The sequence below is a fragment of the Falsiroseomonas bella genome (genome assembly GCF_003173615.1).
Lineage (GTDB): Bacteria > Pseudomonadota > Alphaproteobacteria > Acetobacterales > Acetobacteraceae > Falsiroseomonas > Falsiroseomonas bella.
In genome coordinates, this window is sequence record NZ_QGNA01000001.1 from 1,700,138 (window position 1) to 1,716,379 (window position 16,242).

At 71.9% G+C, this 16,242-nt stretch carries 11 protein-coding genes; 5 read left to right on the top strand and 6 right to left on the bottom strand.

The annotated features are described in order from the left end of the window. Positions 1-12: 12 nt before the first annotated feature. Entirely contained in the window at positions 13-1,047 is a 1,035-nt protein-coding gene (locus DFH01_RS07995; RefSeq protein WP_109869788.1) for an ABC transporter ATP-binding protein, read from the bottom strand. Positions 1,048-1,215: 168 nt separating this feature from the next. Here DFH01_RS07995 and DFH01_RS28670 point away from each other — a divergent pair, with 168 nt between their 5' ends. Further along, complete coding sequence (locus tag DFH01_RS28670) at positions 1,216-4,215, top strand: calcium-binding protein (protein WP_158287655.1); 3,000 nt, start codon at positions 1,216-1,218, stop codon at positions 4,213-4,215. A gap of 59 nt (positions 4,216-4,274) precedes the next feature. Further along, the gene (gene thrC, locus DFH01_RS08005; protein ID WP_109869790.1) at positions 4,275-5,684 is read left to right on the top strand and encodes a threonine synthase; all 1,410 of its coding nucleotides are present in this window, start codon (positions 4,275-4,277) and stop codon (positions 5,682-5,684) included. A 19-nt stretch (positions 5,685-5,703) separates the two neighbouring features. Here thrC and DFH01_RS08010 read toward each other — a convergent pair whose 3' ends face one another. Beyond that, positions 5,704-6,684 carry a Bug family tripartite tricarboxylate transporter substrate binding protein gene (locus DFH01_RS08010; RefSeq protein WP_109869791.1) on the bottom strand — a complete coding sequence of 327 codons (981 nt, stop codon included), beginning with the start codon at positions 6,682-6,684 and terminating at the stop codon, positions 5,704-5,706. Between the two features lie 72 nt (positions 6,685-6,756). Next, a complete protein-coding gene (locus DFH01_RS08015) occupies positions 6,757-7,299 on the bottom strand; it encodes a GNAT family N-acetyltransferase (RefSeq protein WP_109869792.1) in 543 nt (180 codons plus the stop codon). Between the two features lie 219 nt (positions 7,300-7,518). On the opposite strand from DFH01_RS08015, the gene DFH01_RS27790 reads away from it, so the two are divergent. Next, a complete protein-coding gene (locus DFH01_RS27790) occupies positions 7,519-8,346 on the top strand; it encodes a hypothetical protein (protein WP_146217011.1) in 828 nt (275 codons plus the stop codon). A gap of 13 nt (positions 8,347-8,359) precedes the next feature. Here the strand turns inward: DFH01_RS27790 and DFH01_RS08020 are convergent, their stop codons facing one another. Together DFH01_RS08020 and DFH01_RS08025 are read right to left on the bottom strand one after the other, a co-directional pair. Continuing rightward, positions 8,360-9,175 (bottom strand): alpha/beta hydrolase, encoded by an 816-nt coding sequence (locus DFH01_RS08020; RefSeq protein ID WP_109869793.1) that lies wholly within the window; start codon positions 9,173-9,175, stop codon positions 8,360-8,362. 8 nt (positions 9,176-9,183) lie between these two features. Next, the gene (locus DFH01_RS08025; protein ID WP_109869794.1) at positions 9,184-9,888 is read right to left on the bottom strand and encodes a hypothetical protein; all 705 of its coding nucleotides are present in this window, start codon (positions 9,886-9,888) and stop codon (positions 9,184-9,186) included. Positions 9,889-10,280: 392 nt separating this feature from the next. On the opposite strand from DFH01_RS08025, the gene DFH01_RS08030 reads away from it, so the two are divergent. Next, positions 10,281-12,875: a Hint domain-containing protein gene (locus DFH01_RS08030; RefSeq protein WP_109869795.1), complete on the top strand. Its 2,595-nt coding sequence runs from the start codon at positions 10,281-10,283 to the stop codon at positions 12,873-12,875. Positions 12,876-12,879: 4 nt separating this feature from the next. On the opposite strand, the gene DFH01_RS08035 is transcribed toward DFH01_RS08030, so the two are convergent. After that, a complete protein-coding gene (locus DFH01_RS08035) occupies positions 12,880-15,462 on the bottom strand; it encodes an FtsK/SpoIIIE family DNA translocase (RefSeq protein ID WP_109869992.1) in 2,583 nt (860 codons plus the stop codon). Positions 15,463-15,575: 113 nt separating this feature from the next. Here DFH01_RS08035 and DFH01_RS08040 point away from each other — a divergent pair, with 113 nt between their 5' ends. Continuing rightward, on the top strand, positions 15,576-16,232 hold the full coding sequence (locus DFH01_RS08040) for a Crp/Fnr family transcriptional regulator (protein ID WP_233256007.1): 657 nt from the start codon (positions 15,576-15,578) through the stop codon (positions 16,230-16,232). The last annotated feature ends 10 nt before the right edge of the window (positions 16,233-16,242 follow it).

Consider the following 16,242-nt stretch of genomic DNA (forward strand, 5'->3'; position numbering starts at 1 on the left):
CCGGGCCGGTTCCTATCCGGCCTCGGCGTAGTCCCGATGACGCTGCGATGACGCGGGCATGTCAGGGAAGCGATGCGCCGCGGCGGCAGGAATGCCGAGCCGCACGGCCACCCCGGGCGCGATCCGCTCCGGCACGTCCACCAGCACCTCCTCCGCGCCCAGGCGGATGGCGGCGCGCCAGCGGCCGCCGGCATAGGCGCAATGCGCCACCGTGCCCTCGAAGACCGGGCCATCCAGCGTCGCGCCCGCGGCCAGCACGCGCGCTTCCTCCGGGCGGAACATCACCACGCCGTCCGAAACCGTCAGGCGGTTGGTCGCGCCGAGGAAGTCGGCAACATAGGCGTTGGCCGGGCGGTGCCACAGCTCCTCCGGCGGGCCGGCCTGGGCGATGCGGCCTTCCTCCAGCACCACGATGCGGTCGGCCAGGATCATTGCCTCCTCGCGGTCATGCGTGACGTGGATGGCGGTGATGCCGAGCGCCTGCTGCAGCGCCCGAAGCTCGTGCCGCACGCCCTCGCGCACGCGGGCATCGAGGTTGGACATCGGCTCGTCCAGCAGCAGGATCTCGGGGTCCACCGCCAGCGCGCGCCCCATCGCCACCCGCTGCCGCTGCCCGCCCGAAAGCTGCGCGGGCAGGCGGGCGCCCAGGCCCTCCAGCCGCAGCAGTCGCAGCATGTCCTCCACGCGCGCGGCGATGCGCGCCTTGTCCCAGCCACGCACGGAAAGCCCGTAGCCGATCGTCTTCGCCACGCTCATGTGCGGCCAGAGCGCATAGGACTGGAACACCATCGCCGCGCCGCGCTTTTCCGGCGGCGCCGTCGTGATGTCGCGCCCGCCCGCGAGGATGCGGCCCGCGCTCGGCTGCACGAAGCCCGCGATGGCGCGCAGCAGCGTGGTCTTGCCGCAACCCGACGGGCCGAGCAGCGCGACGAACTCGCCCGCCTGCACGGCGAGGGAGACTTCGTGCAGCACGCGCGTGCGGCCATAGGCGACGGCCAGCCCCTCGATCGTCAGGTCGGTGCCGCGGCGTGACGGTGACGCTTCCATCCCATGGCAGGCTACCCACCATTCCATGTTACCGGCAACCGCCACCGCTCGGCGCCCGGGGCGCGTAGCACCCGCCGCCATTCAATTTATTGCGGATCTTGCATGGATCGGGCAGCCTTCCGCTGGCTGCCTCGGGTGCCTGCGAAACGCGGCGGCCGTGGGGGGACCATGAGCGTCACGGTCATCAGCGGCAGCGAAGCCGCCGACACCATCAGCGCAAGCCAGAACAGCACGGGCGGGCCCTTCGCCAGCGCCGCCGCCGACAGCATCGCCGGGCTGGGCGGCGACGATGTGCTCCGCGGGGCCGACGGCGCCGACACGCTGCTCGGCGGCGAGGGGCGCGACACCCTCTACGGCGACGCGGGCGGCGACAGGCTGGATCTCGGCACCGACACGCGCGGCGGCCTCGTCGCGGAATACGAGGCGCCCGGCGATGGCGCCGACACGGTGTTCGGCAGCAACGGGGACGACGCCATCTTCGTCCATCTCGGCGACGACGTCGTCGAGGCGCGCGCCGGCAACGACCTGGTTGGCGGCAGCGCTGGCAATGACCGCCTCCTCGGCGGCCACGGCAATGACGAGCTTCTCGGCGAGACGGGCGCCGACAGCCTGGATGGCGGGCCGGGCAACGACCTGCTGCGCGACCACATGCAATGGAGCGGCGGCGCCGGCGGCTGGCCCGGCACGGACGCGGACTCGCTGGCGGGCGGCAATGGCGCCGACACGCTGCAGAGCGGCGGCGGCGCCGACACGCTGGATGGTGGGGCGGGTGCCGACCTCCTGGAGATGCGGCTGAACGAGCAGGTGGGCGCTGCCGTCATCCTGCTCCCGGCCGATCCGCTGGTCTTCGCCGTCGGCGCCCTCGCCGGCGCGTCGCTGCGCATCCGCGGCATCGAGGCCCTGCTCCTCGCTGGCAGCGAGGCCGCGGACCTCGTCGATTCCTCGGCTGTCTCGGGCGCCGATGCGCTGGCCGGCTACCGCGGCGACGACACGCTCATCGCCGGCGCCGGCAACGACACGCTGCTCGGCGAGCATGACAATGACAGCCTTTCGGCGGGCGAGGGCGACGACCTGCTCATCGGCGGCACCGGGTTCGACACGCTCGACGGCGGCGGCGGCAACGACCTGCTGCGCGACAACCTGCCGTCCGTGCTCGATCCGACAGCCGATCTGCTGCAGGGCGGCGCGGGCGCCGACACCATCGAGGCGGGCGGCGCGGGCGACACCATCGACGGCGGCGCGGGGAACGACCTGCTCTGGCTCGACCTGTCGAACGAGACGGGAAGCCTCTCGGTCACCCTCGCGGCGGACCCGGCCGCCTTTGCCGTGGGCACGCTCGGCGGCACGCTGCTGCTGGTGCGCGGCGTGGAGGCGCTGCACCTGGCGGGGACGCAGGCAGGCGACGTGGTGGATGCGACGGCGCAGATCGGCGCCGACACCCTCTACGGCCAGGGCGGCAACGACATCCTGCTGGCGGGCGGCGGGCATGACAGCCTGCATGGCGGGGCGGGCAACGACCGGCTGCTCGGCATGGCCGGGAGCGACCGTCTGGTCGGCGGCGACAGCAACGACACGCTGGTGGGCGCCGGCGGCGCCGACACGCTGGATGGTGGCCAGGGGCGCGACCTGCTGCTCGGGGGCGCGGGGAATGACTGGCTGCATGCGGGGCTGAGCGGAGAGCCCACGCCGCTCGGCGCCGATCCCGACCGCGCCGATGGGGGCGTCGGCGCCGATACCCTCGTCGCCTATGGCGAGGACACGCTCGATGGCGGCGACGGCGACGACCTGCTGCACTGGCGCAGCACAAACACCACAGGGGCCGGCGGCCCCACCGCAAGCCTGGGCGGAGGCGCCGGCCAGGACACGCTGGCGATCCTGTTCAGCCCGGGCGATGACCCGTTCCTGGACAGTTGGGTCCGCATCCAGCGCCTGGCCCCGGATGCCGCCTCCCTCGCCACCTTCCAGGCCTCGCTGGCCGAGGACCGGGCGATTGCGACCGGCGTGGAAAGCCTGGTGCTGGTGCTGGCGCAGGGCGCGCCGACGCGGTCCGTCGGCACGGTGGAGGGGCTTTCCGGCGGGGACACGCTGAGCCTCGGCATCAGCGACGACATCCTGCTCGGGCATGAGGGGGACGACAGCCTCGGCGGGGTTGGCGGCAACGACCTGCTGCGCGGCGGCATGGGTGCGGACACGCTGCTGGGCGGCGCGGGCGCCTTCGCCGATACGCTGGATGGCGGCGAGGGCGACGACCGGCTGGTGCTGGCCGGCACCGACCCGAAGCTGGATGCGAACGTGCCCGGCTGGAAGGGACAGGCCGAAGCCGATGGCGGGGCCGGGAACGACACCATCACAGGCGGGCCGACCGTGAACATCGCCCAGTTGCTGCGCGGCGGGGATGGCGACGATGTGCTCGTCCTGCTGGGCCGCGCCGAGGCCGAGGGCGGGGCCGGCGCGGATTCGATCGACGCCACCGCGGCGCCGGGCGGGTTCCTGGATGGCGGGGCGGGTGCGGACACCGTCCGCGCGACGGAGAAGATCGCCTATGCCGATGGCGGCGAGGGCGATGACCTTCTGATTTTGGCCGTCGCGTCCGCCGCGCCGGCACTGCTGATGGCCTTCGAGGAAGGCGCCGGCTTCGCTTATCTGCCGGGCGGCGGCTGGCTGGATTTCGACGGCTTCGACGCGCTGCACGCCGTCGGCAATGGCGCGGGCGACACGCTGCTGGCCGCGGCGGGCGCCGACACGCTGGAAGGCGGCGCCGGGAACGACAGGCTCTCCGGGGGCGCGGGCGCCGACCTGCTGTCCGGCGGCACCGGCTCGGACTCGCTGGAGGGCGGCGATGGCGCCGACATCCTCCGCTTCGAATCCCGCCTGGCCGGGGCGGACATCGTGCTGGGGTTCGTCCCGGGCGAAGACAGTCTGCAGGTCGTCGCCGGCGGCTTCGCCAGCGCCGGCGGTGCGCTGCCGGAAGGGGTGCTGCCGGCGTCCCGCTTCGTGGCGAACGCTGCGCCGGTGGCCGATGCCGCCTTCGGCCAGTTCCTCTACGAAACGGACACCGGCTGGCTTCGCTGGGACCGCGACGGGACGGGACTGGCCGGGCCGACGGCGGTGGCGCTGCTGGCCGGAAAGCCGGCGCTCGCCGCGGCGGACATCCTCGTGATCGGATAGCGGCCGACGGACCGCCGCCCCCTCGCCCCGCCGCGCCGGTCGGACTAAACCTCCGCCCCATGCGCTACATCTCCACCCGCGGCGAGGCTCCGGCCCGCGATTTCGAGGGCGTCCTGCTCGCCGGCCTGGCCGAGGATGGCGGGCTGTTCGTGCCCGAGACCTGGCCGGTCCTGACCAGCGCCGAATGGCGCAAGCTGCGCGGCCTGCCCTATCCGGCGCTCGCCGCGCGCATCCTGGCTCTGTTCACCGGCGGCCAGCCGGACGAGGCCGCGCTCCGGCCGCTGCTCGAGAAGGCGTATGCCGGCTTCGGCCACCCCGCGACCTGCCCGCTGGTGCAGATCGATACGCGGGTCTTCGCGCTGGAACTGTTCCACGGCCCCACGCTCGCCTTCAAGGACATGGCGATGCAGGCGCTCGGCCTGCTGTTCGACGCCACCCTGGCGCGGCGCGGCGAGCGCGTGACGATCGTCGGCGCGACCAGCGGCGACACCGGCTCCGCCGCCATCGAGGCCTGCCGCGACCGCGCGGCGGTGGACATCGTGATCCTCCACCCCGAGGGCCGCACCAGCGAGGTGCAGCGGCGGCAGATGACCACGGTGCTTTCGCCGAACGTCGCCAACCTCGCCGTCGCCGGCAGCTTCGACGACTGCCAGGACCTGGTGAAGGCGATGTTCGGGGACGCGCCCTTCCGCGAGGAGATGAAGCTCGCCGCGGTGAACTCCATCAACTGGGCGCGCGTCGCGCTGCAGATCCCCTACTACGTCTCCGCCGCGCTCGCGCTCGGCGCGCCGGACCGCGAAGTGGCCTTCAGCGTCCCCACCGGCAATTTCGGCAATGTGCTGGCTGCCTGGGCGGCGCGGCGGATGGGGCTGCCCATCGCGCAGCTCATCGTCGGCTCCAACCGCAACGACATCCTGGCCCGCTTCCTCTCGGCCAACGACATGACGGTGCGGACGGTGGAGCCCTCGCTCTCGCCGTCCATGGACATCCAGGTCAGCTCCAACTTCGAGCGCCTGCTGTTCGAGTTGCTGGGCCGCGACGCCAAGGCCACGGCCGGGACGATGCGCCGCTTCCGCGCCGAAGGCCGGATGCCGGTGCCGGACGAGGCCTGGAAGACCGCGACCGAGGTGTTTCGGGGCTTCGCGCTGGACGACCAGGGCACCCTGGCCGAGATCGCGCGGCTGCACCGTGATTGCGGCTACCTCGCCGATCCGCACACCGCGGTCGGCACCGCCGCGGCGCTGGCCGTGCCGCCGAGCGACCCGGCCATCCCGGTGGTCGTCGCCGCCACCGCGCATCCGGCGAAATTCCCCGATGCGGTGCAGCGCGCCACCGGCATCGCGCCGCCGCTGCCGCCGCGCCTGGCCGATCTCTACCAGCGGCCGGAACGCTACACCCGGCTGCCCGCGGACCTTTCCGCCGTGGAGAGCTTCGTGCGCGCGCATGCGCGCCGGAACCGCGGCGACTGAAGCATCCGGCGCCGGCCGTTCAGCCTTCGGCCAGGCCGGCGCGCTGTACGACCTCCTTCCATTTCGGCACCTCCTCGCGCAGCAGCGCCGCGAGGGGCGCCGGCCCGTCGAGCAGCAGTCGCCCGCCCGATTCCTCCAGCCGCTGCGCCAGCACCGTGCCGCGGGCGAGCGGCGCGACCTCCTGCGCCAGAAGCTCCACGACCTTGGGCGGCGTGCCGCGCGGCGCGAACATCGCGTACCAGATGGACATGTCGTAGCCCGGCACGCTCTCGGCCACCGCCGGCACATCGGGCAGCGCCGGCGTGCGCCGCGCGGAGGTGACGCCGAGGCCGAGCAGCCGGCCGTCCTTCACGTGGCGCAGCCCCTCGATCAGTCCGGTGACCATGATGTCGATGTCGCCGGCGTAGAGCGCGTTCATCGCCGGCGCGACGCCGCGATAGGGCACGTGCAGCAGGTCGATCCCCGCGCGCACCTTCAGCAACTCGCTCGCCAGATGCGTGGTCGAGCCGGTGCCGGAGGAACCGACGGTCAGCTTTCCCGGCTCTGCCTTCGCCAACTGCAGCACCTCCTGCATGCTGCGCGCCTTGCCGTCCGGCCGCGCGAGGAAGGCGAGCGGCACCTCCGAGACCAGCGTCACCGGCACCAGGTCGGCGAAGGGATCGTAGCCCGGGTTGCGCATGATCGCCGGCAGGATCGCGACGGAGCCCGTCGTCACCACGAAGGTGTGGCCGTCATTCGCCGCGAGCATCGCCTGCAGCCCGATCGCGCCGCCAGCGCCGGGCTTCGGCTCCACCAGCACGGGGCGGCCGAAGCGGCTGCCGAGATGCTCCGCGATGAAGCGCGCCGGCACCTCCACCGGGCCGCCCGGCGCGAAGGGGACGATGAGGCGCACCGGGCGGCTGGGCCAGCCGGAAGCGGTCGAGACCTGCGCGCTCGCGACGGCGGGCAGGGCGAGGACCGGAAGGGCGTGAAGCAGGCTGCGGCGGGCGAGCTGGCGCATGCGGATGTCTCCTCCCGGGCCCGCTTCGCGCGGCCGCGTTGCCGCGATCAGACCTGCGCGCCGCGGCCGCTGTCAACGAGAAGCGCGATGCGGCACGTCCAGCTCCTTCCAGAAGAAGGCCGAGCCTTCCAGCCGCGTGCGGTCGGTGGAGAGAGCGAAGCGCGGCACCACGCCGAGCAGCGTCCAGCCGAGCGACTCGTACAGTCTCTGCGCCGCGCTGCCCTCCACCGTGTCCAGCACCAGCAGGCTGCGCCCTTCCTCCCGCGCGAGATCCTCGAGGCGGAGCATCAGCGCGCGGCCGACGCCGCGGCGGCGTCCCTCGGGATGCACCAGCAGCTTCGTCACGTCGGCGCGATGCGCCTGGTTGGGCTGCGGCGCGAAGGCAAGTTGCACCGTGCCGAGGATCTTCGTTCCGTCGCGCGCCACTAGTAGCCTTCGGTCGCGCGCGGCGAGGCCGGGCAGCACGGCACGACGCCACCAGGCCTCGCTGTCCTGCTGCGTGAAGGGCAGCACGAAGTTCACGCTGGCGCCGCCTTCGACGCAGGCGCGCAGGATCGCGGCGAGCATTGGCAGCGCCGCTGTGGCGGCTTCTGCGTCTAGGTCTTCGATCAGCATGGGCCTCTCTGGGCGGTGCAGGGCGCTCCGAACCTAGCAAGCTGCGGACCACTATTGTCGACGCCAGGGCGCTGACACTATCATAATGTGAATGTAACGAAAATGTGCAATCATGCGTAAGTTATGTGAGATAGATTGGTAGACGCATATCGTTCGATAGCGCATCAGACGCAGGAGGGCTTTATGGTTCGCCTACGGTCGTCTCGCATCGCTTCCGTCATGACCGCCATCGTCGTAGGAGTAGTTGCTGCCTCTGGTGTGCAGTCCGCCAGCAGCAGTACACTCTATGCAACCTCAGGGATTGTGGTGCCGGGCAGCACCAGCGGTTTCCTTCCGACGAGGCCAATCACAGAGGGTTGGGTGACGAACGCGCCAAGTTACATTAACCCAGAGTACATTCAGCGTGACCGGACCGACGACGAAATCTATACGTACCTCGGCGGGCCGTTTGCTACGTTCGGTCCGACGCCCATCAGGTTCAATAACTCATCGGCGGCATCGATCGCAGCATTTCTCGGCGTGCCGATCATGCAATATTGCCCTGGATGTCTGGACGATGAGTTTGTACAGTTGTCTCCGGTGCGCGGAGCATTCATACAATTCCAGGGTGTCGTTCATCTGGATGGTGAGCTAAACACTTGGCTTGTTAACCATGATGACGGGTTTGATCTACGTTTATTTTTGCTCGATCCGGAGCTTCCGCCTGGTAACCCGCTGGAGGCCAATCCGGCGCTTTTCAGCAGCCCCACAATTCCCTTGGAACCGCCGATAGGTGTCGGCAACCTCTATAGCGGCGAAGCCTTTGGGCCGACAACCTGTGCGACCAATCCCTTTGCAACGGACTGCTACGAGACGATCATCCGGCCCAGCTACATACCGGGGGACTATCTGTTCGTGTTGTCCTACAAATCCGGCGAAGATTTTGAGGTTTCGCGCCTGCATGTCGAACTCGTACCAGCACCAGCAGCCATGGGTGTCTTTGCCTCAAGTCTGATCGGTCTGGCGATCGCATCCGGGCGACGTAAGCGCGGAGCGCGCTTTGCCTGAGCAGGCTGGTCTTTCAGGGTAATCGCCGCACCAGGAACGCCGCCGCCGCCTCGATGCCACCGGCAGCCCCGATCTCGTTGTGCCCGGCCTCCGGCGATTCCCAAAGCTCCACCAACGCCGTGGCCCGCGCCGCCAGCGCGCGGCCCATCGCGGGCGGCACCAGCGTGTCGCGCGCGCCCTGCAGGATCAGGATCGGCGCGCGCACATCGCCGATGCGCGAGAGGCTGTCGAAGCGGTCGCGCAGCAGCAGGCCGGAGGGCAGCAGCGGGTAGTGCCGCTTCGCAAGGTCCAGCATGGAGGTGAAGGGCGATTCCAGCACCACCGCGCCCACCGCCGCCGGCTGCTCGGCCGCAAGCCGTATCGCGAAGGCGGTGCCGAGAGACTCGCCCCACAGCACGATGCGCGCCGGCGCGACGCCCTCCGCCTGCAGCGCAGCGAGACCCGCGCGCGCGTCGTCGGAAAGCCCCGCCTCGCTCGGGCTGCCGGCATTGCCGCCATAGCCGCGCCACTGCACGAACAGCGCGCCCCAGCCTTCCCGCCGGAAGCGTTCCACGCGGCCCGCGCGATGCAGCAGGCTGCCGCCATTGCCGTGCAGATAAAGCAGCACCGGCGCGCGATCGTCGGGCGGCGCAAGCTTCCACGCCAGGATCGCGAGGCCGTCCGCGGTGCGCAGCGTCCGCGCCTCGACGTCGCGAAGCCCGAGCAGAGCGGGTGGCGGCGGTGGCGTCGGATCGGGGAAGTAGATCAGACGGTCCTGGAAGGCGTAGAGCGCTGCGCCCGCGCCGCCGAGCATCAGCAGGCCGCCGAGCGCCGCGCCGAGCAGGGACAAGCCGCGTCTCAGTCGATCCGGTGCGTCCGCGCGACGCCACCCCGGAAGAAGGGCTGCTCCAGCGTGCCGCAATTCGGGGTGCGGAACCTCACCTCGCGCGTCTCGCCGGGCGCGAGCACGACGTCCTGCATGCGGGAGAGCGTCTCCTGTTCGCAGGCGGTGGAGCGTGCCGTGCCGCGCCAGGCCTCGCCGCGCGGGTTCCGCACCTCGAAGATGGCGTCGATGTTGCGCGCATAGGCCTGGTCACGCGGGTTCCAGCCCCAGCGGTAGCGATACTCCACGCCGTCGGAGCGCGCCCAGCGCGACCAGTCGCCGACGCGGTAGGAGGCAGCCTCGGGCACCTGCCGTTGCATCGGCACGCCTGCAGCGCCCGCGACGCGCGACGCCGCTGCGGCGTTATCGGCCGCGGCGCGGTCGCGGGAGCGCGGCGTGACGCAGACCACGTCATTCGGCCCGGCATTCCGCCAGACCAGCCCGGAGACGCAGGTGAACTGGCCATAGGCGCCGCCGCCGGGAACCCAGCCTGATCGGGCCATCATGTTTTCGTCGCGCGTCTCCTCGCGCGTCTGGGGCGTCACGCAGACGAAGTCGCCGCGGAAGGCCCCACGCCAGACGAAGCCTGGCCGACATTGGGCCTGGGCCTGCGCCTCGGCTCCAAGCGAGGCGGCGAGCAGGAATGCCAGGGACAGGGACGCGACGATCCGGCCCAGCATGACGGTCCTCCCGGCGCCTCCGCGCCGCCCAGGATGCAGCCTTGCGCGAATCTAGGTCCCGCGCGAACGGCCGCGCCAGCGGATTCCGGTGGAGGGGAACGCAAGCGGCCCTCGCTCGCTCCCGCGGCCCTGGCGCCAGCACCTCGCGCCTGCCGACATGGTTGGCCGGGCGAGCAGGGACACGCGACGTCTCTGGCGGCGAGAACGAGTCCGAATGCGGAGATCTGCCGACGTTTTTTCTTTCGAGCGCCTTCCCGTGTACCGCGAATTCGATACAATGCATGTTCAACGGCAAGGTTGTGGGCACGCCTTGCGCATGTGCGGCGCGCGAGCATCAGACGTGTCCGGCTGAACGGCGGGTGACCAGCGCTTTCGTCGGGAGAGGGTAGCGGATGGCCAGCTTCACAGGGACGAACAGCCCGAACGAGACCGTCGGCGGAGCGGGCGCCGAAACGCTGCTGGGCGCCCCCGGCGCCGCCACCAATCCTGGCGCGAACACGATCGAGGACGCCGATACGCTCAGCGGGGCCGGCGGCAACGACGTCATCTTCGGTGGCGCCGGCGCCGACTCCCTCTTCGGCAATGAGGGCAACGATACGATATCGGGCGGCAACGAGGGCGACACGATCTCCGGCGGCACCGGCGCCGACAGCCTGGAGGGCGGCGACGGACGGGACGTGCTGAACTACCGTGGCGACTTCTCGGGCGTCTCCGTGAACCTCGCCCTCGGCACCGCATCGGGCGGCGAGGCGGAAGGCGATGTCATCTCGGGCTTCGAGGTGGTGTATGGCGGCAGCGGCAGCGACACGCTGATCGGCGACGGTGGTGCCAACACCCTCGACGGCGGAGCCGGCAACGACAGCCTGGACGGCGGCGGCGGGCTCGACCTGCTGAGCTACGTCGGCGACAGCGCTGGCGTCTCCGTCAACCTCGTTTCCAACACCGCATCGGGCGGCCAGGCGCAAGGCGACAGCATCTTCGGCTTCGAGGCGCTGCTCGGAGGCAGCGGCAACGACACCCTGTTCGGAGACGCCAACGACAACACCATCGAAGGTGCCTCGGGCGGCGACAGCATGGACGGCGGCGGCGGGCTCGACCTGCTGAGCTACCAGAGCGACACCACGGGCGTTTCGGTCAACCTCGCCACCGGCGCCGCCTCGGGCGGCCATGCGGCGAATGACAGCTTCACGGGCTTCGAAGCGCTGCTCGGCGGTCGCGGCGACGACACCCTGATCGGCGACAGCAACGCCAACACCCTCGAAGGCGGCCGGGGCCACGACAGCCTCTCCGGCGGCGTGGGCGCCGACAGCCTGGTCGGCGGCAGCGGCAACGACACCTATCTCGTCGGCAGCGACACCCTCGACCTGCTGCTGGAGAATCCGGGCGAAGGCACCGACCAGGTCACCGCCGCCTTCGACTGGACCCTCGGCGCGAATTTCGAGAACCTCGTGCTCGACGCGGGCGCCGGCACGATCAGCGGCACCGGCAACGCACTCGACAACGTCATCGCCGGCAACGGCGCGGCCAACAGCCTCGCCGGCCTGGGCGGCGCGGATTCGCTGTCGGGCGGCGCCGACAACGACACCCTCTTCGGCGGCAGCGGGGCGGACACGGCGACCGGCGGCGCGGACGGCAACGACACGCTGCTCGGTGACGGCGGCGACGACCAGCTCTTCGGCGAGGGGAACGAGGACTCGCTGTCCGGCAGCCTGGGGAACGACACGCTCCAGGGCGGCAGCGGGGGCGACACGCTCGACGGCGGCGGCAACGACGATCTCCTAATCGGCGGGGCCGGCGGCGACTCGCTTTCGGGCGGCGTCGGAGGCGCCGACACCGTTGACTACAGCGGATCGCCCGATGCGATCCAGTTCAACTTCTCTTTCCTCGGCACGGGCGGCGACGCCGCCGGCGATACGGTGCAAGGCACCAACATCGAGGTTCTCCGCGGCTCCAACTTCGATGACCGCATCGCGCTGCCCGGGGCAGACTCGCTCGGCACGATCTACGGCGGCGGCGGGAACGACAGCCTCACCAATGCCTCGGGCACGTCCCAGGCCCGCCTGCTCGACGGCGAGGGCGGCGACGACGTGCTCAACGGCGATGGCGGCAGCGATACGCTGATCGGCGGCGCCGGCTCGGACATCGCCGCGGGCGGCGGCGGCAACGACCTCTTCCGGGTCGGCGGCGACGAGGGCGCGGACAGTATCAACGGCGGCAGCGGCAACGACACGCTCGACCTCGTCGGCTGGGGCGGGCCGACCGACTACGCGGCGCTCTCGGCGAATGTGTATGGCAACTGGACGGTCTCGGGCACGGACAACAACTGGGTCTTCACCGACGGCGACCAGACGATCAGCACCACCAACCTGGAATCGGTGCTCTGCTTCGCCGCGGGCACCGACATCCTGACCGCGCAGGGCGAGGTGCCGGTCGAGGCGCTGCGCGCGGGCGACCTGGTCGCGACGGTTTCGGGGCGCGGCGCGCCGCTGCAGCCCGTCCTCTGGATCGGGCGGCGGCGCATCGTGCTGGCTGGGCATCCGGCGGCGGCCGCCCTCGCGCCGGTGCGCATCCGCGCCGGCGCGCTGGGCGAGGCAACGCCGGCGCGCGACCTGCTGGTCTCGCCCGACCATTGCCTGTTCCTGGACGGCGTGCTGGTGCCGGCGCGGCTGCTGGTGAACGGAACCAGCATCGTCGCGGAGCGCGGCCTGACGGAGGTCACCTATTTCCACGTCGAGGTCGAAGGCCACGCCGTGCTGCTGGCCAATGGCGCGGCGGCGGAAAGCTGGCTCGATGCCGGGAACCGCGCCTGGTTCGCCAATGCGCCGGCCGCGCTGCTCCGGGTGGACGCGCTGCCCGAGGCCTATGCGAGGGCGGGGGCGGCGCCCTGTGCGCCGGTGCTGCATGGCGGGCCGCGCCTCGGTGCGATCCGCGACGCGATCGCGCTGCGCGCGACGCAGGCCGAGCCGTTGCGGCGCGCCCGGGCCTGACCGCTCAGTCGCGCTCCCGCGGCCCCGGCGCGAGCACCTCGCGCTTGCCCACGTGGTTCGCGGGGCTCACCACGCCTTCCTTCTCCATCTGCTCGATCAGCTTGGCCGCGCGGTTGTAGCCGATGCCGAGATGGCGCTGCAGGAAGCTCGTGCTCGCCTTGCCCTCCCGCGTCACCAGGTCCACGGCGCGGTCGTAGAGCGAACCCTCGGCATCGGTGTTGCCGCCGAGCATGCCGGCTGCGCTGCCGATGTCGCCATCCTCGTCCTCGGTCTCCGTCACCTCATCCACATAGGCGGGCTCGCCCTGCTCGCGCAGGAAGGCGACGATCTCCTCCACCTCGGTGTCGGAGACGAAGGGGCCGTGCACGCGGCTGATGCGGCCGCCGCCGGCCATGTGCAGCATGTCGCCCTGGCCCAGCAGCTGCTCCGCGCCCTGCTCGCCCAGGATGGTGCGGCTGTCGATCTTGGACGTCACCTGGAAGCTGATGCGCGTCGGGAAGTTGGCCTTGATGGTGCCGGTGATCACGTCCACCGAAGGGCGCTGCGTCGCCATGATCACATGGATGCCGGCCGCGCGCGCCATCTGCGCCAGGCGCTGCACCGCCGCCTCGATCTCCTTGCCGGCGACGATCATCAGGTCGGCCATCTCGTCGATGACCACCACGATCATCGGCAGCGGTTCCAGCACCAGCGGCTGGTCCTCGAAGAGCGGCTTGTTGGTGTCGGGGTCGAAGCCGACCTGTACGCGGCGCGTCAGCATCTCGCCCTTCTGCCGCGCGGCGACGACCTTGTCGTTGTAGCCCGCGATGTTGCGCACGCCGAGCTGCGACATGGCGCGGTAGCGGCGCTCCATCTCGCGCACCGTCCATTTCAGCGCGCCGATCGCCTTGCGCGGATCGGTGACGACGGGCGCCAGCAGATGCGGGATGCGGTCGTAGACGCTCAGTTCGAGCATCTTCGGGTCGATCATGATGAAGCGGCATTCGTCGGGGCTGAGGCGATACAGCAGCGACAGGATCATCGTGTTGATCGCCACCGACTTGCCCGAGCCCGTGGTGCCCGCGATCAGCAGATGCGGCATGCGCGCGAGGTCGGCGATGACGGACCCGCCGCCGATGTCCTTGCCGAGCGCGAGGTTCAGCCGCCCCGGGTGCCGCGCCCAATCCTCGGAGGCCAGCAGTTCCGAGAGCAGCACCGTCTCGCGTCGCGCATTCGGCAGCTCGATGCCGATCACGTTGCGGCCGGGCACCGTCGCGATGCGCACGGCGGTGACGGACATGGAACGCGCGATGTCGTCGGCGAGCCCGATCACGCGCGCGGATTTCGTGCCCGGCGCAGGCTCGAGTTCGTAGAGCGTCACGACCGGGCCGGGGCGGATCTCCACGATGCGGCCGCGGACGCCGTAATCCTCCAGCACCGTCTCCAGCATTCGCGCATTGCCCTGCAGCGCCTCCTCCGACGGGCCGGCGGCGCGCTTCACGGGCGGGCCGGTCAGCAGGTCGAGCGGCGGGAAGCGCCAGGCCTCCTCCACCAGGGGCAGGCTGGGCTGGCGCGTCTCGCTGGCGGGGCGCGGCGCGTTCCGTTCCGCGACGCGGGGCGCGGCGGGCTTGCGTGCGGCGGCCGGTGCCGGGGCCGGCGGCGCGGCGGCTTCGGCCTCGCGCGTCACGACCGGCACGCCGACCGACGGCTCGCGCCGGCGCAGCACGGCGCCGGGGGGCGGACCGTCCTCTGCCGCCTCGTCGGCCCGGCGCAGCACTTCCGAAAGCGGCGGCGGCGCCTGGCGGCGGCGACGCAGCGCGCCGAAGGCCATGCGGAACGGCCACGCCGCCGCGCGGCCCGTGGCGCCCAGCACACGCGCGACCACGCCCGAGCGCCGCGCCTCGTCCGCCGCGCTGGCGATCTGCCCGGCGCCGCTGGCCGCGACGCGCCCGGCGCCGGAGGCGGCTGTGATCGCCACCGAACCCGCCGCGCGCCCCGCGCGGCGCCAGTCGCCGAGCGTCAGGCCGAGCGCCACGAAGGCCAGCAGGGCCGTCACGCCCCACAGGATGAAATGCGCGATGCCCTCGCCCACCGGGCCGAGGATCTGGCCGAGGAATTCCAGCACCATCTCGGCCAGCGGCGGGCCGGCGGCGCCGGCGGGGCCGGGCGGGGCCGGCATGGCCTCCGGCAGCGGCAGCAGCGCCAGGGAGGCGGCGGTCAGCGGCAGCGCCGCCAGCAGGCACGCCAGCCGCAGCGCGAAGGGCGAGAGGCCGCGATGCATCGCCAGCCGCCACGCCCAGGTCATCAGGCAGGCCACCGGCAGCCAGGCGGCGAAGCCCACTCCCTGCAGCAGCACATCGGCCATGTGTGCGCCGACCGGCCCGGCCAGGTTGCGCGTCTCCCGCGCCGAAGCGGTGGACCAGGACGGGTCGGAGGCGTCGTAGGTCGCCAGCGCCACGGCCGCGACCAGCCCGGCCAGCACCAGCACCAGCGCCAGCAATTCCGCCAGCCGGCGGCGGATCACCGCCTTCACGGCGGGCGAGGCGAAGCGGCGGCCGGCGGCGGCGAGGCGATCCCCGACCGCGCCGGGCGCCGGGCGTCCATCCATGGCGCGCGGCATTCTCTCGGCAGTCCTCAAGCAGGACGGGAGTTCTACACCGGAAGTCCCTCGATTTGCACGCTCCGCTTCCGCATCGGGCCGGATCGCGCCAGGATCGATCCATGAGCCTCAGCCCGGCTGCCGACCGCGCCATCCCGACCGGCCTGGAACCCGGCCTCCGCGCGCGCATGACGGCGGCGGCGATGCCGCTCTCGGCGCCCGCTGGCGCGGTGCTGTTCCACCCGGGCGATCCCTGCCGTGGCTTCGTGATGGTCGGCACCGGGACGGTGCGGGTGGACCTGATCGCGGAAGACGGCCACGCCCTGCTGCTCTATCGCGTCGCGACCGGCGAGGCCTGCCTGCTGACCACCGCCTGCCTGTTCTCCGGCGAGGCCTATGCGGCCGAGGGCCGGGCCGAGACGGCGGTCGAAGGGCTGCTGCTGCCGCAACCCGCCTTCGACACCCTGGTCGCCGAGAGCGCGGCCTTCCGCCGCTTCGTGCTGGCTGGCTTCGGGGCGCGCATCGCCGCTCTGATGGCCCGGATCGAGGCGCTGTCCTTCCGCAGTGTGGACCGGCGCCTGGCGGAGGTGCTGCTGGCGCGCGGCACGAAGGAGGTCGCGGCGACCCAGGCGGAACTGGCCGTCGAGGTCGGCACGGCGCGCGAGGTGGTTACCCGCCGCCTCAATGCGCTGGCGCGGGAGGGGCTGGTGGTGCTCGGCCGCGGCACCGTCGCGCTGCGCGACCTGGCGGCGCTGCGCGGGCTGGCGGAAGGCAGCTGAAATCCGGCGC